The organism is Leucobacter sp. cx-328, from assembly GCF_014530035.1.
In the GTDB taxonomy this organism is placed as follows: domain Bacteria; phylum Actinomycetota; class Actinomycetes; order Actinomycetales; family Microbacteriaceae; genus Leucobacter.
This window is the reverse complement of record NZ_JACVMX010000004.1, coordinates 1-22,215: the sequence shown is the minus strand read 5'-3', so window position 1 is coordinate 22,215 and position 22,215 is coordinate 1. Positions and strand designations below refer to the sequence as shown.

Here is a 22,215-nt window from a genome sequence, read left to right as displayed (position 1 = left end):
TGAACGTCTGTGTGCTACGCCGCGAGGTGTGCGGGCTTGCGACCGCGCTTTACGCCCCAGAGAATGAGAAGCAGCGTGATCACGATGCTCGCAAGGCCAAACCACAATGATCCGATTGAGAGGATCACTGGAACGGCGAAGGCCGTGAGAATGCCGCCGCCGAGCAAGGGTTCATAGATGAGCTGCTTGTAGCCGTATGCGCGAGCTGCGGTCGTCTCATGTGCCGGATCCGCCATGTCAGCGAGAATGAACCCGGCCGCCACATTGCCCTGCGACTGACCGTAGTCAGCGATCGAATGCTCGAACCAGTTCTTGCGGTGGATCTTCGGTCCAAGCCAGAGCATTCCGAAGACGCTCCACGCGAATGCGATGATCGTGAGAATCACGAGGCTCACCCAGTTCGCACCGAGCGCGGCCAGTGACATGGTGCCGATGGCTGCCGCGATGAGGAGATCAAGCGCGAGCCCCGAGATGTCATTGATCGTACGGCGATCGAGGATGGCTTCTTGCCCGACCTTCGAGAGCACGAGCTGCACGAGGAAGCCGCCAATAACGGTGAAGGGGAAGAGTGGGAAGTTATCGAGGGCTGACGAACCGGCGAGGTTCAAAATCCAACGAAGCGTATACAGCATCACGATCGCGAGAGCGATGGCAATGGCGATCGCCCCGAAGCTGCGTGAGAGAGACCCAAGGCCGCCCTTGTTGTCGACCTGGTCACCCGAATTCGGCTTGACCTTGCTCAGTGACGAGGTAATTGGGGTGCGATCATCCGCAGTACGCGCGACCGGAATTTTGGGGTTGCGGATCGCGTAGTTGACGAGCAGCGATCCACCGATGATTCCGGTGAGCATGCTGATGGTCGCGAGTCCGAGACCCACATCGACGATCTCCGGAGCGCCTGCTTCTTCTAGGATGCCGCCCATGCCTGCGATCGTGCCGTGGCCGCCCGCAAACGACATCTCCAAGATGGACCCTGCGACCGGATTGAGGCCGAAGAACGGAGTGAGGATGAAGACGACTGCGAGTGCTCCAAGCGCAAACTGGCCGAAGGAAAACACGCTGCCCAGAATTACGTGCGGGGCGGCTTCTTTCCAGACTTGCTTGAACGAAGGTAGAGACTTGCCCAGCATGATGCCAGCGAACACGATGTTGATGAGTAGGCCGGGGAGTAACTCGATGATGTGCAGCGCCCGCTCCGGGAACAAGCTCCACCCGCCGGTGAACCGCCCGATGATTTGGGGGCCGAGCAGCAAGATCAAGAAGCCTGCAATGACGCTGCCTGGGATGTACAAGCGCCGCAGGACTGGCACCCGCTTGCGCACGATCATTCCTGCCATGAGAGCGAAGCCAAGATACACAAATGCAAGTGCATCCCACTGGGTACTAGAAAACTCACCGAACACGTACCTAGCCTAGTGATATGTAGCCCCTATTGACTCCCTGTTTGAGCGCGTTGCGTGGATACAGCAAAGCGCCCCCACCACAAAAGTGGTGGGGGCGCTCGCGCAGCAAATCGGATTACTCCAATTTAGCTCCAGATCATTAGATCTTCGACGAAGCGTCCTTCAGAACGCTACGGAGAATGCCGCCGATCTCAGCGAACTCTGCCGGACCAATGGTCAGCGGGGGAGCGAGCTGGATGACGGGGTCTCCACGGTCATCTGCGCGGCAGTACAGGCCTGCGTCCCAGAGAGCGGGCGAGAGGTAATCGCGGAGGAGGCGATCCGACTCAGCTTCGTTGAAGGTCTCCTTGGTTGCCTTGTCCTTGACAAGCTCAATACCGAAGAAGTAGCCCTCACCGCGAACGTCACCGACGATGTCGATGTCAAGAAGCTTCTCGAGCTCTGCACGGAACAGCGGGCTGTTCTCGCGTACGCGGCCGTTGAGGTCTTCTTCCTCGAAGATGTCGAGGTTCTCGAGTGCTGCTGCAGCTGCCGCAGGGTGACCTGCGAAGGTGAAGCCGTGGTAGAAGGTGTTGTCCTCGTTGTTGAAGACCTCCGACACCTTGTCAGCAACGATCATTGCACCGAGGGGCACGTAGCCCGAGGTGATGCCCTTTGCCGAGGTGATGATGTCGGGCTCGTAGCCGAGTGCCTTCGAAGCGAAGAAGTCGCCGATACGACCGTAAGCACAGATGACCTCATCCGAAACGAGGAGGACGTCGTACTGGTCGCAGATCTCGCGAACGCGCTTGAAGTAACCGGGGGGAGGCGGGAAGCAGCCACCCGAGTTCTGTACGGGCTCGAGGAAGACTGCAGCAACAGTCTCGGGGCCCTCGAAGAGGATAGCCTCTTCGATGCGGTTAGCTGCCCACTGGCCGAACGCTTCGATGTCGTTCGAGGGAGCGCCCATCTCATCGGCACGGTAGAAGTTCGTGTTAGGAACGCGGTGACCACCGGGGGTCAGCGGCTCGTAGAACTTCTTCATGTCGGGGATACCGGTGATAGCAAGAGCACCCTGCGGCGTGCCGTGGTAGGCAACCGAGCGCGAGATGACCTTGTGCTTCATCGGCTGGCCCTTGATCTTCCAGAAGTGCTTAGCCAGCTTGAACGCCGACTCAACAGCTTCGCCACCGCCGGTGGTGAAGAAGACCTTGTTCATTTCGCCGGGTGCGTACGATGCGAGACGCTCCGACAGCTCAATTGCTGCGGGGTGACCGTACGACCAGATCGGCATGAAGTCGAGCTGCTTCATCTGCTTTGCAGCAGCCTGAACGATGCGATCGCGGCCGTGGCCTGCGTTCACAACGAAGAGACCAGCAAGGCCATCAATGTAGCCCTTGCCTGCTGCGTCGTAGATGTGGTGGCCCTCGGCGCGGGTGATGACGGGGATACCGTCGTTGAGCACCTTACGGTTGGTGAAGTGCGGCCACATGTGCTTCCGGGCCGAAGCCTGGAGAGCTGCAGTGTCGACCGCTGCAGTTGGATCGAAAGACATGGTTATCGTGTTCCCCAGTCGTATTTCTGTTTGTTGAGTTTGAGATAGACGAAAGTCTCGGTCGATGAAACGCCCTCGAGCTGGCGAATGGTGTCATTCAGCAACTCGATAAGTGCATCATCGTCTTCGCAGACTACCTCGGCAAGAAGATCAAAGGAACCCGCGCTGAGCACGACGTAACTCACTTCTGGCACTTCTGCGAGTCGATCGGCGACGACCCTGGTGTCGCCTGAGACCCGTATGCCGAGCATTGCTTGTCGGTGGAAGCCGATTCGCATTGGGTCTGTCACTGCAACAATCTGCATGACGCCGGCATCGGTGAGTTTCTGCACACGCTGACGGACAGCGGCCTCGCTGAGACCTACTGCCTTTCCGATTTCGGCATACGAACGTCGACCATCGAGCTGAAGTTGCTCAATGATCGCTTTCGAAGTCGAATCGAGTGCCAGAGTGGCTCGTTTAGTACCCACACCACTGATTCTGTCAGTCGGAAAGCAAAAAAGCAAAGGAATCCGAAGCTGATGCCGAGAAATTCAGGCAATTTGGAAAGTTCACAGGAAAAACTGCAGCCTGAACTTTGGCCGAATGGAGCCGTACTTATAGGGTGCGCCTTTTTTGCCTACGCGCAAGTGAATGAGTGGAACTTGCGGAAGAATGCCGCTCCTTCACGCATGAGATGCGAGTTTGATAACTGTTTTGTGTCTAATTCGACAACACCGATACTCCACCCTGGTATTGGCCTGCGAACTGTGAAATATTCAACATGCGTGAGTTAGCAATGAAAATGCTGATTCGCGCAGTGCACATACAGCGAGACAGACGTGCACAACATATGAGTCAAAGGAGACCCAAATGGTGAATCGCATGCCAGAAGACCCAATGGTCAAGAACGTCGTCAATATGATCCGCGGCGCACAAATGGATCGTCGCCGCCTGCTCAAAGGAGCGATGCTCGGAGCTGCAGGCCTCGGCACACTCGGCTTGTCCGCTTGCGCCGGCGGGAATGACGCAAATGGCGTCACATGGGGCAACTGGACCTACTACCTCGACTTCGATGAAGAGACGGGCGGCTTCGCGTCGCTCGACCGCTTCGCAGAGGAGACGGGTATGAAGGTCACCTACATCGAGGACATCGACGACAACAACACCTTCTACGGCAAGATCAAAGATCAGCTCAAGCAGAACCAGTACACCGGATACGACGTCATCACGTTCACTGACTGGATGAATGCGCGTCTGCTCGAGGCCAATCAGATCCAGGAATTTGATTACGCGAATCTTCCCAACGTGAAGAGCAACATGGTGGAGGCGCAGTGGGATGCGCTCGACGTTGATCCTGGCCGTGAGTTCACCATCCCGTGGCAGCTTCCCGCCTCCGGCTGGGTGTGGAACACAGAAGCGGTGCCGAAGGGGATCAAAGAGCTCAACGACTTTATGCGGCCCGAGCTCAAGGGCAAGGTGGGCGTGCTCACCGAGATGCGCGACACCATGGGCATGATTCTTGCCGGCCTTGGGTACGATCCCTCTGGCGACTGGGGCGACAAGGAATACGACGAGGCTCTCGCATGGCTCGACGACGGTCTACAGAGTGGCCAGATCAAGAATGTGAAGGGTAACTCCTACACGCAGGATCTCCAGACCGGTGACACACTCGTTGCGATGGCGTGGACTGGTGACGTCATCATGATGAACACTGAGGAGCCCGACGGGCCGAAGTGGACGATGGAGATCCCCGAGTCGGGTGGCATGATTGCGGCTGATTCGTTCACAGTACCGAACGGCACAGACCCAGAGGCTAAGAAGCGAGTGGAAGAACTCATCAACTTCTACTACCAGCCTGAAGTTATGGCCGACGTCGCAAACTACGTCACCTTCGTGCCCCCGGTAGCGGGCACACAGGAGGCCATGCGGAAACTTCACCCCGAGAATGCAGAAAACCCGCTCATCTTCCCAACGGAAACTGACTGGAAGCACCTGCACTCGTTCCGCACACTGTCAGCTGAAGAAGACAAGAAATACTCAACCGCGTTCCAGAACGTCCTGGGGCTGTAAGGGCTGCATACATAATGGCAAACATCAATACTTTCGCGGAAAAGGGCGCGGATCTCGAACTTGTCGGGATCCAGAAGCGTTTCCCCGGATTCACCGCGATTGAAAACCTCGACCTGACCATTCCGGCCGGATCGTTCTTCGCTCTGCTCGGTCCCTCGGGTTGTGGCAAGACGACGACGCTTCGCCTGGTTGCTGGTCTCGAGGACCCGACGGAAGGCCGGATTCTGCTCGGTGGCAAGGACGTCACCGACCTGAAGCCGTTCAAGCGTCCCGTCAATACCGTATTCCAGTCGTACGCGCTGTTCCCGCACATGACGATCCTTGAGAACGTCGCGTTCGGTTTGCGTCGACGTAAGATTGGCGATCCGCTCGCAAAGGCACGGGACGCCCTGCGCCTAGTGGAGCTTGACCACGTACAGGATCGCAAGCCGGCACAGCTCTCGGGTGGCCAGCAGCAGCGCGTTGCCCTCGCACGCGCTGTGGTGAACCGTCCGGCATTGCTGTTGCTCGATGAGCCGCTCGGCGCGCTCGATCTGAAGCTCCGTCGCCAGATGCAGCAAGAGTTGAAGTCAATTCAGCAGGAGGTCGGTCTCACCTTCCTTCACGTGACGCATGACCAGGAAGAAGCGATGACGATGGCTGACACCGTCGCCGTCATGAACAAGGGCCGAATCGAACAGAAGGGTGCCCCTGAGGAACTCTACGAGCTGCCAAAGACGGTGTTTGTTGCGAACTTCCTCGGACAGTCGAACCTGTTCAGCGTGAAGGTCGCTGGCACCACCGACACCGTGATTCACACGGATCTCGCTGGCAGTCGAATCTCGGTTCCGCGCAATCGCAGCCAACGCGATGCTGGGGACATCACGGTTGGCGTTCGCCCAGAAAAGCTTCGTCTGCACCGCGAGCAGCCGTCGAGCCACGACGCTGCAACCAACGTGCTCGGCCCTGGCGTGATCACCGATGTCTCCTTCATCGGCGTGAGTACGCAGTACACGGTCGAGTCAGGGGTCTTCGGATCGGTACAGGTCTTCGCGCAAAACGTCGAAGCTGGCCCCGCGGCGTCGCTCGGTGACACCGTGTGGCTCAGCTGGCTCGTCGAACACACCTTTGGTCTGCTCGACGATCGCCTGGACACGGGCGCCCTCACAACAGAGTTCTCGACGCGAGCAATCGCGACGCAGGCAGCACTCGCTGAGTAGGAGCTCCTCACCATGGCCTTTACCGCGTTTTCAGGCGAGACAAAGGCAGTAGAGCAATCCCCGCAGAAGCGTGGTTGGATCGCCCTGATCCTCCTTGCACCGGGCATTGCATACATGCTGCTCTTTTTTGTCGCACCCTTTATCCAATTGGCGATCACGTCACTGCAGGCTCCTGCCGACAGCGGTGGCATTGGTCAATACGTCGCTGCGTTGCAGTTCTCGAACTACTGGGCTGCGCTCCAGGAATACTGGCCGCAGTTGTTGCGGTCGTTCGTGTACGCGATCGTCGCGACGATTATCGGTCTCATCATCAGCTATCCGCTGGCATACCTCATTGGTGTGAAGGTGCGTTCGAAGCCGATGCTGCAGGGCATCCTGCTCATCCTCGTAGTGGCGCCCTTCTTCATTAGCTTCCTGTTGCGTACCCTCGCGTGGAAGTCAATTCTCCCGAGTGACCTCATCGGAACTCACTTCTCGGTGATTTTCGGTCTGGTCTACAACTTCATTCCGTTCATGGTGCTGCCGATGTTCTCGTCGCTGCAGGCGCTTGACCTGCGACTGCTCGAGGCAGGCTCAGACCTGTACGCATCGCCGGCGACGACGTTCCGCAAGGTGACGCTGCCGCTGTCGATGCCGGGCATCGTTTCGGGTACGCTGCTGAGCTTCATCCCGATGTCGGGTGACTATGTCAATGCATCGCGTGAGTTCCTCGGTGGTACCTCGACAACCATGGTCGGTAACGTCATCGAGTCAAACTTCCTGCAAACGCAGAACTACCCGATGGCTGCAACGCTCTCGATCATTCTGATGGTGATTATTTTGATCTTTGTTGCAACCTACGTGCGTAAGAGCGGGGCGGAGGATCTGCTGTGAAAAACTTCAGTCTTGGCAAGGCATTCGTGCCGGTCATCGCGACCATCACGCTGGTTTACTTGCTCGTTCCGATCGTGCACGTCATTGTGTTCTCGTTCAACGACGCTGGTCGTAACAATATTCTGTGGCGTGGCTTCACGCTGAAGAACTGGCAGAATCCGTGTGGTGCACCGCAGGTGTGTACCGCGTTTGGCAACAGCATTCTGATCGGTGTCGTCGCGACGGTCATTGCGACCATTCTCGGCACACTGATCGCTATTGCGCTCGTGCGATACCACTTCAAGGGACGCTCAACAGTTAGCCTCTTGCTCTTCACCCCAATGGCAACCCCTGAGGTTGTTCTTGGCGCGGGCCTTGCAGCGCAGTTCCTGCTCGCTGGCGTGCAGAAGGGCATTGGCACAATCATCCTCGCGCACACGATGTTCTGCATCTCGTACGTGGTGGTGGCGGTCAAGGCTCGAGTAGCGAGCCTTGATCCCGCGCTCGAGGAAGCCGGCCGCGATCTGTATGGCTCGCCCATGCAGGTATTTTGGCGGATCACCTTCCCCATGCTGCTCCCAGGCATCATCGGTGCGGCGCTGCTCTCCTTCGCGCTCTCCTTTGATGACTTCATCATCACGAACTTCAACTCAGGAACAGCAACCACGTTCCCGAAGTTCATCTACATCTCGGCGTTGAAGGGTGTTCCCGCACAGGCGAACGTTCTCGCATCGATTGTCTTCCTCGGCGCGCTGCTCCTCGTAGTCATCGTGCAGCTGGTTGGCATCAACAAGAAGAAGAAACTCGCAAGAATGGCATGACGCATTCGGCGGGTCGCTGAATAATCTTCGGCAGGGCTGGCGTATCCATCGGATGCGACCAGCCCTGTTCATTTTTGGGAGTAGGGTAACTCTGTTCCCATTTTGAGCGACGTATGTCGCACACGTTCTTAAAGGAGAGAACAATGGCGAAAGGACTGGCTCCTGCAGTGACGCAGCGAGCAAACCTGAAGCGGAACCTCGGCCTCTGGGCCATTGTGGGTCTCGGCCTTGGTTACATGACTCCGACCGTGGTCTTTGATACGTTCGGCATGGTTGCACGTGATACGAACAACGTGGTGCCGATGGCGTACCTCGTAGCGCTTGTCGTGATGCTCTTTACCGCTTCGAGCTACGGCAAGATGTCTCGCGCAATTCCGAGTGCGGGATCCGCCTACACCTACGTGCGCGAATCGATCCACCCGAACGTCGGCTTCATGGTCGGCTGGACAGCGCTCATCGACTACATGCTCCTTCCGATGGTGAACTGCCTCATCATTCGTAGTTACCTTGAAGCTGTATTCCCAGGCACCCCCGGCTGGATCTGGGTCGTTGGGTACTGCATCATCACCACCAGTGTCATCTACTTCACGATGCGCGGTACTTCGAACCTCAACATGATCCTGCTCGTCTTCTCGATCGTGGTCATGGCTGTCTTCGTTGCTATGGTCTGGGGCCAGCTCGCAGCTGGCGAAGGCGTTGGCACCGTTGCTTCGATGGATCCGTTCTTCCACGACGGTGTGCAGATGGGCGCTGTGCTCACCGGCGCGACCATTGTCTGCTTCTCGTTCATCGGCTTTGACGCGGTCACCATGTATGTCGAAGAGGCGAAGAGTCCGAAGATTGTTCCGCGCGCAATCCTCCTCACTGTGCTCATCGGTGGCGCAATCTTCCTCATCGCTGGTTATTTCTCGCAGCTCCGATTCCCTGACTGGGAAGTCTTCGCGCCGGGTGGCGATATGCAGTACATCGAGGACTCGACCCTTCCGCTCATGGGCAAGGAGGTCGGTGGCGGCATGCTGCAGGCAGTCCTCACTGCAGCGGGCTTCGCAGCGACCTTCGCATCTGGTCTCGCATCGCACGCATCGGTCTCGCGCATGCTCCTCGTGATGGGCCGTAACAACGTGCTCCCGAAGAAGGTCTTCGGGTACATCAACCCCAAGACCAGCACCCCGACGTTTAACATCATCCTGACCGGCCTCGTGTGCATGCTCGCCATTGCGTTCACGCTGGAGATGATTGCGGCATTCATTAACTTCGGTGCGCTCATCGCATTCTCGTTCGTCAACATCTCGGTGATCGCGTGGTTCGCGATCCGCCAGAAGCGTTACAAGACTCCTGGCGACTTCTTCAAGTTCGTCCTGATGCCGGGTATCGGCATGCTGCTGACGGGTATCCTCTGGGCAAATCTCCACGTCGACGCACTCATTGGTGGTCTGGCGTGGGCTGCGATCGGCTTCATCTACCTGCTGTGGCTGACGCGCGGATTCAAGCGCAAGGTCCAGGCATTCGATGAGATCCAGCCGGTCACGGGCTTTAATAAGGTTCCGATCGACGACTAATTCGGCGGATCCCGCTCAGTAAGCGCCCCCGTGCCCCTCATATACAGAGGAGTACGGGGGCGTTGCTGCAGGTAAGCTAGAACAATCATGCTCGACATTGACTTCAACGCACGCGTTCGCGCGATCCGCTCGACCTATGCAGACATCGCAGAGGTCACCAACCTCGAGAAACTCGATCGCGAGATCGCAGAACTCGAGGAGCAGGCCGTTGCCCCTGGCCTGTGGGACGATCCCGCTGCTGCGCAGAAGGTCACGAGTGGTCTTTCGCACCGTCAGGCGCGCGTGAAGAAGTTGCGTGGCGTCGAAGCGCGGATCGACGACCTTGAGGTGCTTGCGCAGCTCGCGGTCGAGATGGAAGATGCCGAGTCCGAGCAGGAAGCCATGAAGGAACTGGCGGCGCTCGAAACCGCGCTGCAGGACCTCGAGGTGCAGACTATGCTCTCTGGCGAGTACGACGAGCGTTCTGCGGTTGTCACGATCCGCTCTGGTGCAGGTGGCGACGACGCAACCGACTTCGCAGAGATCCTGTTGCGCATGTACCTGCGCTGGGCAGAGGACCACGACTTCCCAACGAAGGTGCTTGACACCTCGTACGCGGAAGGCGCTGGCATTAAGTCTGCGACCTTCGAGGTTGACGCGCCATACGCGTTCGGCAAGCTGTCCGTTGAGGCTGGCACGCACCGCCTTGCGCGCATTAGCCCGTTCGGTTCGGCAGATAAGCGTCAGACGAGCTTCGCAGGTGTCGAGGTCATTCCGTTGCTTGAAGAAGCAACCGAGGTCGATATTCCCGAAACCGACATCCGTGTTGATGTGTACCGGTCGTCGGGTCCCGGCGGGCAGTCGGTCAACACGACTGACTCGGCGGTCCGCATCACGCACCTTCCGACCGGCATCGTGATCTCGATGCAGAACGAGAAGTCGCAGATCCAGAACCGCGCCGCAGCGATGCGCCTGCTGCAGACCCGCCTGCTCCTGCTCCAGAAAGAACAGGAAGCAGCGAAGAAGAAAGAACTTGCTGGTTCAGTGACCGCAAGCTGGGGCGATCAGATTCGCTCATACTTCCTGTACGGCCAGCAGCTCGTGAAAGACTTGCGCACAGGTCACGAATCGTCGCAGCCAGATGCTGTCTTCGATGGTGATCTCGACGGCTTCATCGCCGCAGGTATTCGTTGGCGCTCGCTGACGAAAAACGACTGAGTTACAGCGCGCCTCAGCCCACCTCCAGCAAGCTCCGCGTATCGTCAGGAACGTCATGATCCTCTTTGAGAACGTCACCAAAAAGTACCGCGGAACGCAGAAGCCCGCGCTCGATAACTTGAGTATCAATATCGGGCGCGGCGAATTCGTGTTCATTGTGGGCGCATCGGGCTCTGGAAAATCGTCCTGTTTGCGACTCATCCTCTGTGAGGACCAGCCAACGTCAGGCTCCATCCATGTCGCTGGTCAGGACCTGCGCCGAATCTCCTCGCGTAAGGTTCCGTACTTCCGTCGTGGCCTCGGCATGGTCTTCCAAGACTTCCAGCTCCTCGCCAACAAGACGGTGTACGACAACGTAGCCTTCTCACTTCAGGTGATTGGAAAGTCGCGCGGTTTCATTCAGGAAGCCGTGCCCGATACGCTCGAAATGGTTGGCCTGTCAGGCAAGGCGAAGCGCTACCCGCACGAACTCTCTGGTGGTGAGCAGCAGCGCGTCGCGATTGCGCGTGCGATCGTGAACAAGCCTGCGATTCTGCTTGCAGATGAGCCGACCGGTAACCTCGACCCGGCAACGAGTCTTGGCATTATGCAGCTCCTCAAAGCGATTAATGCTGCGGGCACCACTGTGGTGATGGCGACCCACGAAGCTGCCTTCGTTGACATCATGCGCCAGCGCGTGATCGAACTTTCGCAGGGCGTGCTCGTCCGTGACGAAATGGGTGGCGGCTACGGCGAAACTGCATCCATTCCGATCGCGGATCTCTCGTCAGAGACCGCACAGGCATTGCGCGCCCCCGAAGAGGTCGTTCGCGCTGCACTTGGCCCCGACGCAAACCTTGACCTCCAGTCGTTGGCTACGCCGGCACCGGCGCTCGACCTCGCTCCCGATGCGGGTGCGGAGCCTGCGGCGCCTACCGCTCCCGCACCCTTTACGGATGCTGATGCTGACACCGATCTGGCAATGCAGCCGATCGTGCCAGCGCCCGCTGCTCCGGTTGCCCCCGTTGTGCCCCATGCACAGCCCGCGGCGCAGCCCGAGTCCGATCCGCTTGACGATACGATCCGCGCAGGGTCGCCAGGTGCGCCACCCGCACCGAAACGTCGTATCCCGGCGTTCCTGGAACCGGGTGACAGCATTGATCCAGTGCAGATGGCAGAAACCGGAAACCTCGCAGAGCACCTCGGTCTCCGCGATGAAGATGATCAGCGGGATGTGGGGCCGGTTCGATGAGATTTAGACTCGTAATGGGCGAGGTCTGGAGTGGCCTCCGCCGTAATCTTTCCGTCGCGATTTCTGTCGTGCTCGTGACGTTTGTGTCGCTCACCTTTGTTGGCGCCGCGGTGCTCATGCAGCTGCAGATCAGCCAGATGAAGACCTTCTGGTATGACCGTGCGCAGGTAGCTGTCTACCTCTGTACCTCGTTCGATCAGAGCTCGACGTGTGACGGAACCGACGCCAACGAAGAGACCATCGATGCCGTGCAAGCAGCGCTCGACTCCGAGATTCTCGCGCCGCACATCGAGGAGACGTTCTTCGTCGACCACGATCAGGCATACGAAGAGTTCACGAAGCAGTTTGAGGGCAACCCGATCGTCGACATCACGACCCCGGACCAGCTGAATCAGACCTTCTGGATCCGCCTCAGTGATCCGTCAAAGTCGGACATCATCCAGGAAGCGTTCTCGGACATTCCGGGTGTGCAGAGCGTTTCTGATCAGCGCAGTTTGCTCGACCGGATCTTCCTGTTCCTTGGCGTCGCGAGCTACTCAGCGATTGCCATTGCTGGTCTGATGCTTGTCGCTGCAGTGCTGCTGATCTCGACAACGATTCGCCTCTCGGCGTACTCACGACGTCGAGAGATTGGCATCATGCGCTTGGTTGGCGCGTCAAACGGCTTTATTCAAACGCCATTCATCCTTGAGGGTGTGATCGCATCGCTTATCGGTGCGGTCCTTGCGAGCGCAGCTTCGCTTGCCATTGTGAAGTTCTTCGTGCAGGGCTTCCTCGTTACCGAGGTGCCGTTCACGAGCTACATCACGATGGATCAGGCCCTCGTTGTGCCGCCAATTCTCATCGGTGCAGGTGTGATTCTTTCGGCGATTGCGGCAAAGATCGCAATCACCCGCTATCTCAAGGTATAAGGTCTTATCCATGCCTAAGGAGACTGGCGAGAAGCTCATCGCCTCGAACAAGAAGGCGCGCCACGAGTATCACATCATCGATACCTATGAGGCCGGAATGGTCCTCACCGGTAGCGAGGTGAAGTCGCTTCGTATGGGACGCGCGTCGCTTGTCGACGGCTACGTGTTCATCGAGCGGGGGGAGGCGTGGCTCGACACCGCGTATATCCCGGAATACTTGAACGGCTCGTGGACCAACCATTCGCCGCGACGTAAGCGCAAGCTGCTGCTGCACCGTCAGCAGATCGACAAGCTGTACCAGAAGACCCGCGAGGGTGGCATGACGATCATTCCGCTCCGCCTGTACTTCTTGGACGGCCGCGCAAAGGTCGAGATTGCTCTTGCTAAAGGTAAGAAGGAATACGACAAGCGCCAGACGCTCCGTGAGCGTCAGGACAAGCGCGAGGCGGATCGCGCAATGCGCGACAAAAACCGTATGGGGGAGTAGCTTCGAGCTGCTATCCTGTAATGCCGGGCATTGCTCGGAGTCGGCTTCGGTCGGCAGGGCTTCGGCCCGAAACCTGGGCCTTGCCCAGAACTTGGTAATTCAACAGTGCATGATGCGAGTGCCTCAGATCCGCGCCCCTGGTGCGTGATCGATACGGGGCCGATCGGTTTCGACACGTCGATTTAAGACCGTGGGAAGCGGGCCGAGGACGCGGAGTTATCTCGTTAACGCCCTTCGCAAAACACAGGTGCAAACGCTAAGCGCACCGACTTCGCTCTCGCTGCCTAAGCACGAGACCGAGTCCGTCAGGCCGGGTATGCCTTCGCCCCGGTTTCCTGGCGTCATTTAGAGGGCTTGCTGGTTCGTTGAGTGTCAGGGCGAATCGGGACTTTCACTGATGCTGGGCCTGTCGTTCTAGATGTTTGTGGCAAAGAACGGGGCCGAGTAGAACGTCTGCACAAACTACGCTCGTAGAAGACATGGAATTGTCGAAGTGGACCGGGGTTCGATTCCCCGCGGCTCCACTGGAGCTCGCATCACGCACAGATTTACCGCGGAAACCGCCGGTGCCCCTTGGAAACTTGGGGCGTCGGCGGTTTTTGTTTTCGCGGGGTTGGCGGGCTGCCAACCCCGCGAAAGCGGCACTTTCTGCCGAGATCGACCCTTTCTGCGCGTAGAAACTATGGTTTTCGGGAGAAATGGTGCTTCTCGAGGGGGTAACTCCGGGCACATGTCCGGTTTGCGCTGACGCTAGGCCTGGCTATGGGCTTTCGCAGCCAAATCGATCAGTTCGAGTCACGCTCCTCGCTACTGCTTGACTTGCATAAGTCGAGGAAACTTAGGCTCCTCGGAGTATTGGATTCATCTCTATCTCCAGGAGGAAACATGAAGGTACTACGAGCAATTTCCATTCTTGGCGCTGCTTCGCTTCTGAACGTTGGGCTCGTGCCGCTTCGCGCTGAATAGTACGTCGGGCTACAGCTGACCCATTGAACTTTCTCAGAAACTGCCGGAGCCCTCGCGCACCAAGAAAAATCATAGCCACGCTCCACTAGGCTGACTCAAATGTCGGCACAATCGCTATATCTACCGCAGGGCGCCCCGGGCGCCCCGAGCGGGGAGAAGCGATCGCGCGGACGCAAGCGCAGCCGGAAGAGGATCGGCGTTGGCGGCGCATTCGTCGTGGTGTTCAGCCTGCTATTGATCGCGGTCGTTCTGCTTGGTCGAATGCCTGGCTTCATCGGCGCCGGAATCGCGGTTGCCCTGCCCTGGCTCGGCTTCGTGGTCGCCCTGCTCCTCATCTTTGCCTTCACGCTCCGCTGGAAGTGGTGGCTCGTGATCGCGCCTGTTGTGGTCTGGGCACTCGCAGTGTCGCCCGCGGTAACGTGGATACCCGAAGCCGCAGGAAGCATTGACCCCGCGACTGATCTGGTTTTTGCGAGCCAGAATGTCGAAGCAGGCTCTGGCACCGCAGACGTGTCGGCGACGACCCTCGCCGAGCACGGAGCAGACGTCATCGCCCTCACCGAACTCGACGCAGATTCACGAGCACTCGCGGTAGACGCGCTCGAAGACTCACACCCGTACTCATACCTCGTCGGTACAGTCGGTCTCTGGAGCACCGTCCCGATCATCGACGCGTATCCGCTCGAGCTCGGCCTCGGCTGGCAGCGTGCGCTCAACGCAAAACTCGAGACCGATGCCGGAATAGTCAGCGTCTATGTCGTGCACGCCGCGTCGTTCCGCCCCGGAGAGCAAGCCGACCGAGACGGGATGCTTGCCGCTTTAGGTGAGGAGATTGCCGCAGACGAGACCAACAGCGTTGTCGCGCTCGGCGACTTCAACTCGGCAACGACCGACCCAGCCCTCGCCCCGGTGCGCGAGCACCTTGTGGAAGCGAAGCAAGCAGCTCCGGGAATTTCCTTCACGTGGCCTGCGTCATTTCCTGTGGCGCGGATCGACCACATCTTCGAACGCGGCCTCGCGTCGCGCGGCGGGGAAGCCTTCATCGTTGGCGAGAGCGACCACCTCGCTGTCCTCGCCGTCCTCTCGCTCGTCAAAAGCGACTAACGCGGCCTCCTCCCGAACGCAGGCAAGCACCGCACCCACGCACAACAGCGTCGAGATGAGCGACGTACCGCCGGCAGAGACGAACGGCAGTGGCACGCCAAGTACCGGTGCATAGCCGAGCACTACAGCGATATTGACGATCATCTGGGTGGAGATCCACACCACTGCTCCGCCGGTAAGGATCAGCGCGAAAGTGGACGTGAACCGGTTGATCAGCGCGATGCACACGACAGCGAGCACGAGGTACAGGGCGAGCACACCGAGTGTTCCGATGAGTCCGAGCTCCTCGCCAATGATTGCGTAAATAAAGTCGGTCTCCGCTTCGGGGAGCCATTGCCACTTGGCCTTCGAGTTCCCGAATCCCGCACCGAAGATGCCGCCAGCTGACAGCGCCCAAAACCCGTTGAGTGACTGCCAACACATGTCCATTGCATGCTCGAGATCGGTGAGGCAGTCCACCTCGAAGAAATGGGTCAACCGGTAGACACGGTTTGGCTTGATGAGGGTCATGATTGCGACGCCGGCGACGCCGAGGAGGGCGATGCCTGCGAGGATCCGCGCGCGAACTTGCGCGAAGATCAGGCAGCCGAAGATCAAAGCGCCGAGGATCATGAGCGTGCCGAGGTCGCCACCGATGACGTTGATGAACATGGAGAGCGCGACGATTGGGATAACGGGGATCCACACGTGTTGCCAGCGGCGTAGAAGCGGTTCTTTCGCGGTGAGGACGGTCGCGACCCAGATGAGGAGCACGAACTTCATGAACTCCGCTGGTTGGGTCGAGAGCGGTCCAAGCTGTAGCCAGTTGCGGTTGCCACCCGCCTCGTACCCGAGCGGGGTGTAGACGAGTATTTGAAGAAGGAATCCGAGGCCGAGGAGCCACCACGCGTACCTCCGCATCGTGCGGCTCGAGACCTGGCTGAGCAGGACCATGCAGAGGATGCCGACGAGGGCATACCCTCCCTGCCGGATCGCCCCCGACCATGGGTTTGCGCCGTTCGCGATCGCGACCACCTGGCCAGCCGATTGGACCATAGCAACGCCAATTCCGACCAGAAGCAGCACAACCACCACGAGGACGATTGCGAGCGAGCGCAGCGGCCCAGCCTGCGCCGGTACGAGTGCGAACCGGGAAGGCTGGGCCGCGGGCAGCGAGATCCGCTGCTGACGCGTGGGTGCCATTGAGCGCGGCTTAGTTCACGCAGGGAATAGCGCCGGCGCGGATCGGGTCGTCCCAGCTGTCGTACACCGGAAGTCCCGTCTCATTGGTCTTTGGCGCGGAAGCGGACGCCGGAGGCTCAACGGGAGACACCGCGGAGTCATCTTCTGACGACTCGTCGGCCGCGGATTCGTCGGCATCATCACCGCCGGATGACGTGTCAGCCAGATAGCTGCCATCAAAGTAGGTGCCAGCGAAGATGGCTGCGACGATCTGCTGGATCTGTTCCTGATCAACGGTGTTCACGTACGAGCCGTCGATCATGTCAAACTCAAGGATCGGGAGCGTGACAAACTCAACGCCGGTCTTTGACACCTCGCGTGCCATCTTCACAAACTTCAGTACGTCGAAGTTCGTGTCAAGCGCGACGTGGGTCGTCGTGGCGTCCATGAGCGCTGAGATTTTCTTCGGGCTAGTGAACGTGCTCTGGGTGTTGATCTTGTCAACGAGCGAGATCATGAATGCCTGCTGGCGGCGCGAGCGGTCAAGGTCGGTGAGGAACGGGCCATCCTCGCTCGTATCGCGGCGCTGGCGTACAAAGCTCATCGCCTGTTCGGCATCGATTTCCTGCACGCCTGCCCCGAAGTCGGCGCCGGAGTAGGTATCGACCGTCGCCTCGTTGAGGCACACCGTGAGCGGTTGGACAGCTTGCGCGACGTGGTAGAAACCACCCATCGTCATCTCAACGAAGTGATCGATGCGAACATCGCCAAGGAAGTGAGAAACAGTCTCGATCTGTGCCTGGCGGCCCGCGGCACGGGCTTGTTGATAGATCTCATCGTCGCTGAGGCCGGAATCCTCTTCGTAGAGATCATTCATGCGCTGCTGGAGCGCGAGGCCGTACGCCTCCTTGATCTTTGAGTTCTCGACGCCGAGGGGAGCACCCACGATCTCAACGTAGTCATCGCGGGGGATCGAAATGCCAACGGCCTTCGAGCGGTCTTCTGGGACGTGCAGGAGCATGAGGACGTTTGCGTTGTATCCGCCGTCGCTCTCATCACCTGCGCGAATCGCATCGTAGACCTCAGCGGGGAGTGGGTCGCCGTTCTGATCGAGACGTGAGTCCATACCCATGATGAGAATGTTCTGTTCACCGGCGTCGTCGAGCACATCGTCGACGAGGGGGAGCGAGAAGTCAGACCGTGAGATGTTGTCGTTGAAATTCTTGTAGGCGAGTGCGATTCCGGCACCCGTGAGGACGAGTGCGCCGGTGAGGACGCTCGCAATAGTAATCGTGACTCGGCGGCGGCGGGTGCGGCGGCGCTGGCGGCGTGTGAGTGCCGAGTCGATGTCAGAGACGTGGAGGGTTTCTGTTGGACGCTGGGCGTGCATAAATTTCCGTTCGATGCTGCGGCAATGCCGCGCGACAGGGACTGTCGTGTGAGCAACGGGCGCACGGACGCTTGGGCGGCGCGTGCGCGGTGCTCAGGCAGCGATCAACGGTGGGGTGGTGGGAACTTCAGCGACGGGCTGCGCCGGCATCAGCAGGCGCCCGAGCTGCACGCGTTCGCCCGGCGTGAGGTAGGGGAGACGCACCTCTGGCGTGGTCCAGTGCACGGGACCATGGTCGTTCGAGTGGGCTTGGGCGCCAAAGCCAGAAGCTGCGACGGCGGTATCGGCCTGCGGCGCGATAAAGCCGAGATCATCTTCGGTGAGGCCGGAGAAGGCTTTGTCGTCAGCAGGCTCAGCGTCTGGGGCATCGTCAGCATCGTCTGGCTCACCAACCAGGCTCGCTGCCGACTTCTCGAGCGACTCTTTCTGAGTTCGTGACTCGTCGAAACGCAGCGTTTGCGTCGTAGCACCGGAACTCGGCGCGGCCGCGACACTTTCAAGAATGTCGATGACCCAGAACGTCGGTGTAAACAGGAAAAAGGCGAGCAGCACGGTGACGAGCTTGTGCGGTGCACGTTTCGACAATGCGTCCTCCTTCTTCCGTAAATTGTTTCCGAGGAATGCGCGTGGCTCTGGCGGGCGCGGCGCGTGGGTTTTCGATGGTAACAATGAAAGCTTCGGGTGCGTTCAGGTTTATCACCGGACCGCACTGGTGGGCGGATCGAATTGCCGATCCGCCCACCGCGGTGATTACTTAGTGCTCCATCGAGCCGTGGTCCATCTCCATGTCTTCATGGCTGGTGGTGCCGTCTTCGTCGCGGTAGTTTTCCTTAGCGCCCGCGTAGTCCTTCACCATTGCGTTGAAGGTATGCTCGGAGCCGTCAGAGAACACAAGCGTGAACTCAACGTCTTCGCCAGCCGGGACAGCCTGCTTGAGGTCCATCAGCATAATGTGGTTGGCACCGGGAGCGAGCTCAAACTTGCCGTGTGCAGCAATCTTGTAGCCGCCCTTCACCTCCTGCATGACGTTGTTGCCTGAGCCGTCAGCGACGGTCTCGTGCAGCTCTACGTCGTCTGACAGCGGGGACTTCGCTGAAACGATCTGCAGCTCTTCGCCCGAGGTGTTCTCAATCGTGCCGAATGCGCCGGTCATGCCCTTGTCTGACGCCTTGAGCCAGAAATCGTGGAGCTTCACTGCGTCGGCCTGGGTCTTCGCAGTTGCTTCCTGCTTTGTATCTGCGTTGGCATCAGTGCCGGTCCCGCTGCAACCTGTCAGCGCGAGCAGTGCTGCGCCAATCACTACGGATACGCGAGCGGTACGAGTCTTGAACTTGTTCATGTGTTTTCGCCTTTCAACCTGCGAATCATCGGCCGCACAAGGGCAGGCCGAATGCGCCCGACCTGGCGGGCGCGAAAAATGATAGTGCTGGAAGAGCGGGGTAGAGCGCAGTCTTACGCTGCGAACCCCGCGAGGCATGGTGGTCCACGGCGGTGCAGTGCGAAGGCGCGCAGCTCGTCAAGCACGGTCCAGCGCGCAGTCGCGATGCGCGGTGCGCGGATCGGTGCGGCGATCAGAACCGGACGAACGGCAGGAACAAGCGCGTGACGCAGCCACTGAGCAGTGCGGAGTGTGAGAGACCGCAGGGCGTCGAGAGTTCGCTCTCCCAAAGTGAGGAATACCACGGTTGCAACAGCGCCAAGCCCGTGGGAAGCCCACATCAGAGCATCGCCATGTAACAGGGTCACCGTGGCATCGCTCAGGAACGGCGCGGGGAGCGCGTCTGCGGTGACGAAGTGCTGGTGTCCTGATCCGCCAACCATGCCGGCTTGCTCAGTGCCCAGCACGAACAGCGAGTGGAAGAGCGTCTGACTCGCAATGACTGACACTCCCAGTCGTATGACTGACAAGCGCCTGCCTGCGAGCAGCACACTCACGAACAGCGACAAAGCAAGCGGCACGACCACGCCGAGCAGACCTGGCATCTCGCCGCCAGCAGAAACGTGTGACAGCAAGGCGACAAAGGTTGCGCAAAAGGCAGCAGCAGACCCACGCACGACGTGCGGAAGGCGCGAGGTTTGCTGCATATCGCTATTCTTTCAGCTTGCTACTGGGAAGTACCAGAATGCGGGCTATGCGCGACGGCGACGAATGAGCGTCGAGATCAGACGCCATCCGACGAGGAACAGGCAGAGCACAGTGATCGTAACGAGCACGAAGGAGAACGCTGTCCCGGCGCCGGTGAGCGCGCGCAGCAGCATGCCGAACAACACGGTGCCTGACCAGATGGGAACACCAGTGCGGATCACATCACCAGGCGCGCGCCAAGCACGCACAATCAGCCACATGATCGCCAGACCAGCGAGGAACGGCCAAGCGGTCTCTAGGAGCCCGAGCGCGGTCGCATCACGCGAGTGACTGCTACGCCCGAGCGCGGCGAAGATCACGACCAGGGTCGCGTCGAGCAGTGCCGCTGCGATCACGGTACGCGGCGCGGGAGCGATGGCCTGCGGCGTGCGGCTCATGCCTGTGCTGCCTTCGCGCGGGTCACGACGTCGAGGACGGCCTCATGTACCTTGCCGTTGGTTGCGAGCGAGCTGCCATTCCACGCGGAATCAGCGCCGGTGATATCGGTAAACGTGCCGCCAGCCTCGCGCACGATTGGCACGAGCGCGGAGAGATCGTATGGCTTGACATCAAACTCGGCAACGACATCAACGAGGCCCTCTGCGAGCATCATGTACGACCACATGTCGCCGTACGCACGGTCGCGCCACACGGCACGGGTGAGCGCGATCAGAGGATCGAGATAGCCGGCAAGGTCCCACTGTTCGATGCTCTGGAAACTGAGCGACGCGTTCTCGATACCTTCAACGCCGGAGACCTGCAGACGACGCGGCTCTTCGCCGCGACGCCAGCCCCAAGCGCCGCCACCGGTCTCGGCCCACCACCGCTGGCCAAAGGCAGGTGCCGAAACGACGCCAACCGTGGGAACACCATCAACCTCGAGTGAGATGAGGGTTGCCCAGTTGGGGACTCCGCGCAAGAAGTTCGAGGTGCCATCAATCGGGTCGATCACCCAGCGGCGTGAACCACGCTCGGTGCGGCCAGACTCTTCGCCGAAGAAGCTATCCTCAGGGCGCTCTGCCTCAATGCGGGCGCGGATCGCGTCTTCGACAGCTTTGTCAGCGTCGGTGACGAACGTGCGGTCCGGCTTGGTTTCGATCGTGAGGTCAGCGGCCTGGAAACGCTCGTGCGAGATCGCATCAGCGAGGTCGGCGAGCTCAAGCGCGAATACGAGATCTTCGGAGTAGGCGGTCATGGTCGAAGCCTACCGCGCCGGAGTTATTGATTGCTTGGGTGTGTATAAGTGCTGAGTCAATTATGCCGCTGGGACACCTGACCTGCAGCAGCACAGAGCCCCGTCATGCGCATGAAACGAGACGTTTCCGCAGACGAGGCTCTGTGTATGCAAGATCTTCGGTTTACCGAAGGTTGGCGAAGAATTAACCGAAAATGTCACCAAGCAGTTCGAAAGGACTCTGCTTCTTGCGTGGCTTCGTGTACCCGCGGTCGTCGTAGGTCGGCTGACGCTGTTGGTACGACTGCGGCTGTGACTGAGGCTGCTGCGGCGACTGTGCAGGAGTAGTGAGCTGAGCAGATGCGCTTGCGGCCTCAACCTGGGAGATGATCTTGTCGAGCTCGCCACGGTCGAGCCAGATGCCGCGGCATTCAGGGCAGTAGTCGATTTCAACGTTTCGACGTTCGGACATCACCAGGGTGGAACCATCATTCGGGCACTTCATGATCAGAGCATGGCATGCTCCGCGACATTCGTGCATCGTTCTGGTCAGCTTCAAGGCTGATTCCAAGTTTGGTGAGGTGGTCTGGTGTGCGATTGTTCGCAGCCGGGACGCGGCAGTAACCAAAAAGGGCGAGATCGTGAAGATCTCGCCCTGCTTGTGCGCCCCCGGGGAATCGAACCCCGAACCCTCTGATTAAGAGTCAGATGCTCTAACCAATTGAGCTAGAGGCGCATGTTCCCGTATTTGGCAACGAGGAATACTCTAACACGGTCGATTCGAGTCGCGCAAAATCGGCCGTGGCTTTCGAAGTGTCGCGCGTGATTTCAATGATCTTCCCTGGATATGTAATCGGCCGTAGATATGCGGAATCTCGCACTACATGCCATATCGAAGGCAGGTTGCATATGGACGGGAACTGGGTTATAGGACAAAACGTGTGTAACGAATCCTGATCTAGCCGCATAAACACGCCCCTAAACAAGGACCGTCTTACCCCGGCACCATTAACCGTGCCGGAAATCAGTAACACCACCCATTGCGTGAT

Annotated in this window: 20 protein-coding genes, 1 tRNA gene, 1 other RNA gene and 1 pseudogene; 11 read left to right on the top strand and 12 right to left on the bottom strand. The window is 59.2% G+C overall.

Annotation, left to right across the window (positions count from 1 at the left end; translation table 11 throughout):
* Positions 1 to 14 precede the first annotated feature (14 nt).
* The 3 genes from ICL81_RS06810 to ICL81_RS06800 form a co-directional block, all read right to left on the bottom strand.
* Positions 15 to 1,403 carry a sodium/glutamate symporter gene (locus ICL81_RS06810; protein WP_353055450.1) on the bottom strand — a complete coding sequence of 463 codons (1,389 nt, stop codon included), beginning with the start codon at positions 1,401 to 1,403 and terminating at the stop codon, positions 15 to 17.
* Positions 1,404 to 1,542: 139 nt separating this feature from the next.
* Positions 1,543 to 2,937: an aspartate aminotransferase family protein gene (locus tag ICL81_RS06805; protein WP_188034187.1), complete on the bottom strand. Its 1,395-nt coding sequence runs from the start codon at positions 2,935 to 2,937 to the stop codon at positions 1,543 to 1,545.
* A 2-nt stretch (positions 2,938 to 2,939) separates the two neighbouring features.
* Entirely contained in the window at positions 2,940 to 3,407 is a 468-nt protein-coding gene (locus ICL81_RS06800; protein WP_188023772.1) for an Lrp/AsnC family transcriptional regulator, read from the bottom strand.
* 382 nt (positions 3,408 to 3,789) lie between these two features.
* On the opposite strand from ICL81_RS06800, the gene ICL81_RS06795 reads away from it, so the two are divergent.
* The 11 genes from ICL81_RS06795 to ICL81_RS11985 all read left to right on the top strand — a co-directional run bounded on the left by ICL81_RS06795 (position 3,790) and on the right by ICL81_RS11985 (position 15,316).
* The gene (locus tag ICL81_RS06795) at positions 3,790 to 4,989 is read left to right on the top strand and encodes a PotD/PotF family extracellular solute-binding protein (protein ID WP_188034186.1); all 1,200 of its coding nucleotides are present in this window, start codon (positions 3,790 to 3,792) and stop codon (positions 4,987 to 4,989) included.
* 14 nt (positions 4,990 to 5,003) lie between these two features.
* Positions 5,004 to 6,188, top strand: a complete 1,185-nt coding sequence (locus ICL81_RS06790) for an ABC transporter ATP-binding protein (RefSeq protein WP_188034185.1) — start codon at positions 5,004 to 5,006, stop codon at positions 6,186 to 6,188.
* Between the two features lie 12 nt (positions 6,189 to 6,200).
* Entirely contained in the window at positions 6,201 to 7,061 is an 861-nt protein-coding gene (locus ICL81_RS06785; protein ID WP_188034184.1) for an ABC transporter permease, read from the top strand.
* The gene (locus ICL81_RS06780) at positions 7,058 to 7,861 is read left to right on the top strand and encodes an ABC transporter permease (protein WP_188023768.1); all 804 of its coding nucleotides are present in this window, start codon (positions 7,058 to 7,060) and stop codon (positions 7,859 to 7,861) included. Before ICL81_RS06785 ends, ICL81_RS06780 begins: the two co-directional genes overlap by 4 nt.
* A 143-nt stretch (positions 7,862 to 8,004) precedes the next feature.
* Positions 8,005 to 9,420, top strand: coding sequence for an APC family permease (locus ICL81_RS06775; RefSeq protein WP_188034183.1), 1,416 nt, complete (start codon positions 8,005 to 8,007; stop codon positions 9,418 to 9,420).
* Between the two features lie 87 nt (positions 9,421 to 9,507).
* The gene (gene prfB, locus ICL81_RS06770; protein WP_188034182.1) at positions 9,508 to 10,617 is read left to right on the top strand and encodes a peptide chain release factor 2; all 1,110 of its coding nucleotides are present in this window, start codon (positions 9,508 to 9,510) and stop codon (positions 10,615 to 10,617) included.
* 55 nt (positions 10,618 to 10,672) lie between these two features.
* On the top strand, positions 10,673 to 11,848 hold the full coding sequence (gene ftsE / locus ICL81_RS06765) for a cell division ATP-binding protein FtsE (protein WP_188034181.1): 1,176 nt from the start codon (positions 10,673 to 10,675) through the stop codon (positions 11,846 to 11,848).
* Complete coding sequence (ftsX, locus tag ICL81_RS06760) at positions 11,845 to 12,759, top strand: permease-like cell division protein FtsX (RefSeq protein ID WP_188034180.1); 915 nt, start codon at positions 11,845 to 11,847, stop codon at positions 12,757 to 12,759. Before ftsE ends, ftsX begins: the two co-directional genes overlap by 4 nt.
* Positions 12,760 to 12,769: 10 nt before the next feature.
* Positions 12,770 to 13,246, top strand: coding sequence for an SsrA-binding protein SmpB (smpB, locus tag ICL81_RS06755; protein ID WP_188023763.1), 477 nt, complete (start codon positions 12,770 to 12,772; stop codon positions 13,244 to 13,246).
* 155 nt (positions 13,247 to 13,401) lie between these two features.
* Positions 13,402 to 13,773: a transfer-messenger RNA gene (gene ssrA, locus ICL81_RS06750) on the top strand.
* A 538-nt stretch (positions 13,774 to 14,311) separates the two neighbouring features.
* Positions 14,312 to 15,316, top strand: a complete 1,005-nt coding sequence (locus ICL81_RS11985) for an endonuclease/exonuclease/phosphatase family protein (protein ID WP_251381909.1) — start codon at positions 14,312 to 14,314, stop codon at positions 15,314 to 15,316.
* 21 nt (positions 15,317 to 15,337) lie between these two features.
* Here ICL81_RS11985 and ICL81_RS06745 read toward each other — a convergent pair.
* The 9 genes and pseudogenes from ICL81_RS06745 to ICL81_RS06705 all read right to left on the bottom strand — a co-directional run.
* Positions 15,338 to 16,498: pseudogene (locus tag ICL81_RS06745) on the bottom strand (FtsW/RodA/SpoVE family cell cycle protein); the annotation flags it as partial.
* Between the two features lie 10 nt (positions 16,499 to 16,508).
* Entirely contained in the window at positions 16,509 to 17,867 is a 1,359-nt protein-coding gene (locus ICL81_RS06740) for an LCP family protein (RefSeq protein ID WP_188034178.1), read from the bottom strand.
* A 93-nt stretch (positions 17,868 to 17,960) separates the two neighbouring features.
* Entirely contained in the window at positions 17,961 to 18,452 is a 492-nt protein-coding gene (locus ICL81_RS06735; protein ID WP_188034177.1) for a hypothetical protein, read from the bottom strand.
* Between the two features lie 169 nt (positions 18,453 to 18,621).
* Complete coding sequence (locus ICL81_RS06730) at positions 18,622 to 19,206, bottom strand: copper chaperone PCu(A)C (RefSeq protein WP_188034176.1); 585 nt, start codon at positions 19,204 to 19,206, stop codon at positions 18,622 to 18,624.
* A gap of 113 nt (positions 19,207 to 19,319) precedes the next feature.
* The gene (locus ICL81_RS06725) at positions 19,320 to 19,952 is read right to left on the bottom strand and encodes a hypothetical protein (protein WP_188034175.1); all 633 of its coding nucleotides are present in this window, start codon (positions 19,950 to 19,952) and stop codon (positions 19,320 to 19,322) included.
* Between the two features lie 45 nt (positions 19,953 to 19,997).
* A complete protein-coding gene (locus ICL81_RS06720; protein ID WP_188034174.1) occupies positions 19,998 to 20,390 on the bottom strand; it encodes a DUF3054 domain-containing protein in 393 nt (130 codons plus the stop codon).
* Positions 20,387 to 21,187, bottom strand: coding sequence for an inositol monophosphatase family protein (locus ICL81_RS06715; RefSeq protein WP_188034173.1), 801 nt, complete (start codon positions 21,185 to 21,187; stop codon positions 20,387 to 20,389). Before ICL81_RS06715 ends, ICL81_RS06720 begins: the two co-directional genes overlap by 4 nt.
* A 184-nt stretch (positions 21,188 to 21,371) precedes the next feature.
* On the bottom strand, positions 21,372 to 21,638 hold the full coding sequence (locus tag ICL81_RS06710; RefSeq protein ID WP_251381907.1) for a zf-TFIIB domain-containing protein: 267 nt from the start codon (positions 21,636 to 21,638) through the stop codon (positions 21,372 to 21,374).
* A gap of 190 nt (positions 21,639 to 21,828) precedes the next feature.
* A tRNA-Lys gene (locus tag ICL81_RS06705) sits at positions 21,829 to 21,902 on the bottom strand.
* Positions 21,903 to 22,215 lie beyond the last annotated feature (313 nt).

Coding starts and splice junctions, on each gene's coding strand:
- ICL81_RS06805 (WP_188034187.1), bottom strand. CDS start 2,937: ATGTCTTTCGATCCAACTGCAGCGGTCGACACTGCAGCTCTCCAGGCT.
- prfB (WP_188034182.1), top strand. CDS start 9,508: ATGCTCGACATTGACTTCAACGCACGCGTTCGCGCGATCCGCTCGACC.
- ICL81_RS06795 (WP_188034186.1), top strand. CDS start 3,790: ATGGTGAATCGCATGCCAGAAGACCCAATGGTCAAGAACGTCGTCAAT.
- ICL81_RS06785 (WP_188034184.1), top strand. CDS start 6,201: ATGGCCTTTACCGCGTTTTCAGGCGAGACAAAGGCAGTAGAGCAATCC.
- ICL81_RS06725 (WP_188034175.1), bottom strand. CDS start 19,952: ATGCAGCAAACCTCGCGCCTTCCGCACGTCGTGCGTGGGTCTGCTGCT.
- ICL81_RS06720 (WP_188034174.1), bottom strand. CDS start 20,390: ATGAGCCGCACGCCGCAGGCCATCGCTCCCGCGCCGCGTACCGTGATC.
- ICL81_RS06715 (WP_188034173.1), bottom strand. CDS start 21,187: ATGACCGCCTACTCCGAAGATCTCGTATTCGCGCTTGAGCTCGCCGAC.
- ICL81_RS06710 (WP_251381907.1), bottom strand. CDS start 21,638: ATGTCCGAACGTCGAAACGTTGAAATCGACTACTGCCCTGAATGCCGC.
- ICL81_RS06790 (WP_188034185.1), top strand. CDS start 5,004: ATGGCAAACATCAATACTTTCGCGGAAAAGGGCGCGGATCTCGAACTT.
- ftsX (WP_188034180.1), top strand. CDS start 11,845: ATGAGATTTAGACTCGTAATGGGCGAGGTCTGGAGTGGCCTCCGCCGT.
- ftsE (WP_188034181.1), top strand. CDS start 10,673: ATGATCCTCTTTGAGAACGTCACCAAAAAGTACCGCGGAACGCAGAAG.
- ICL81_RS11985 (WP_251381909.1), top strand. CDS start 14,312: ATGTCGGCACAATCGCTATATCTACCGCAGGGCGCCCCGGGCGCCCCG.
- ICL81_RS06775 (WP_188034183.1), top strand. CDS start 8,005: ATGGCGAAAGGACTGGCTCCTGCAGTGACGCAGCGAGCAAACCTGAAG.
- ICL81_RS06730 (WP_188034176.1), bottom strand. CDS start 19,206: ATGAACAAGTTCAAGACTCGTACCGCTCGCGTATCCGTAGTGATTGGC.
- ICL81_RS06740 (WP_188034178.1), bottom strand. CDS start 17,867: ATGCACGCCCAGCGTCCAACAGAAACCCTCCACGTCTCTGACATCGAC.
- smpB (WP_188023763.1), top strand. CDS start 12,770: ATGCCTAAGGAGACTGGCGAGAAGCTCATCGCCTCGAACAAGAAGGCG.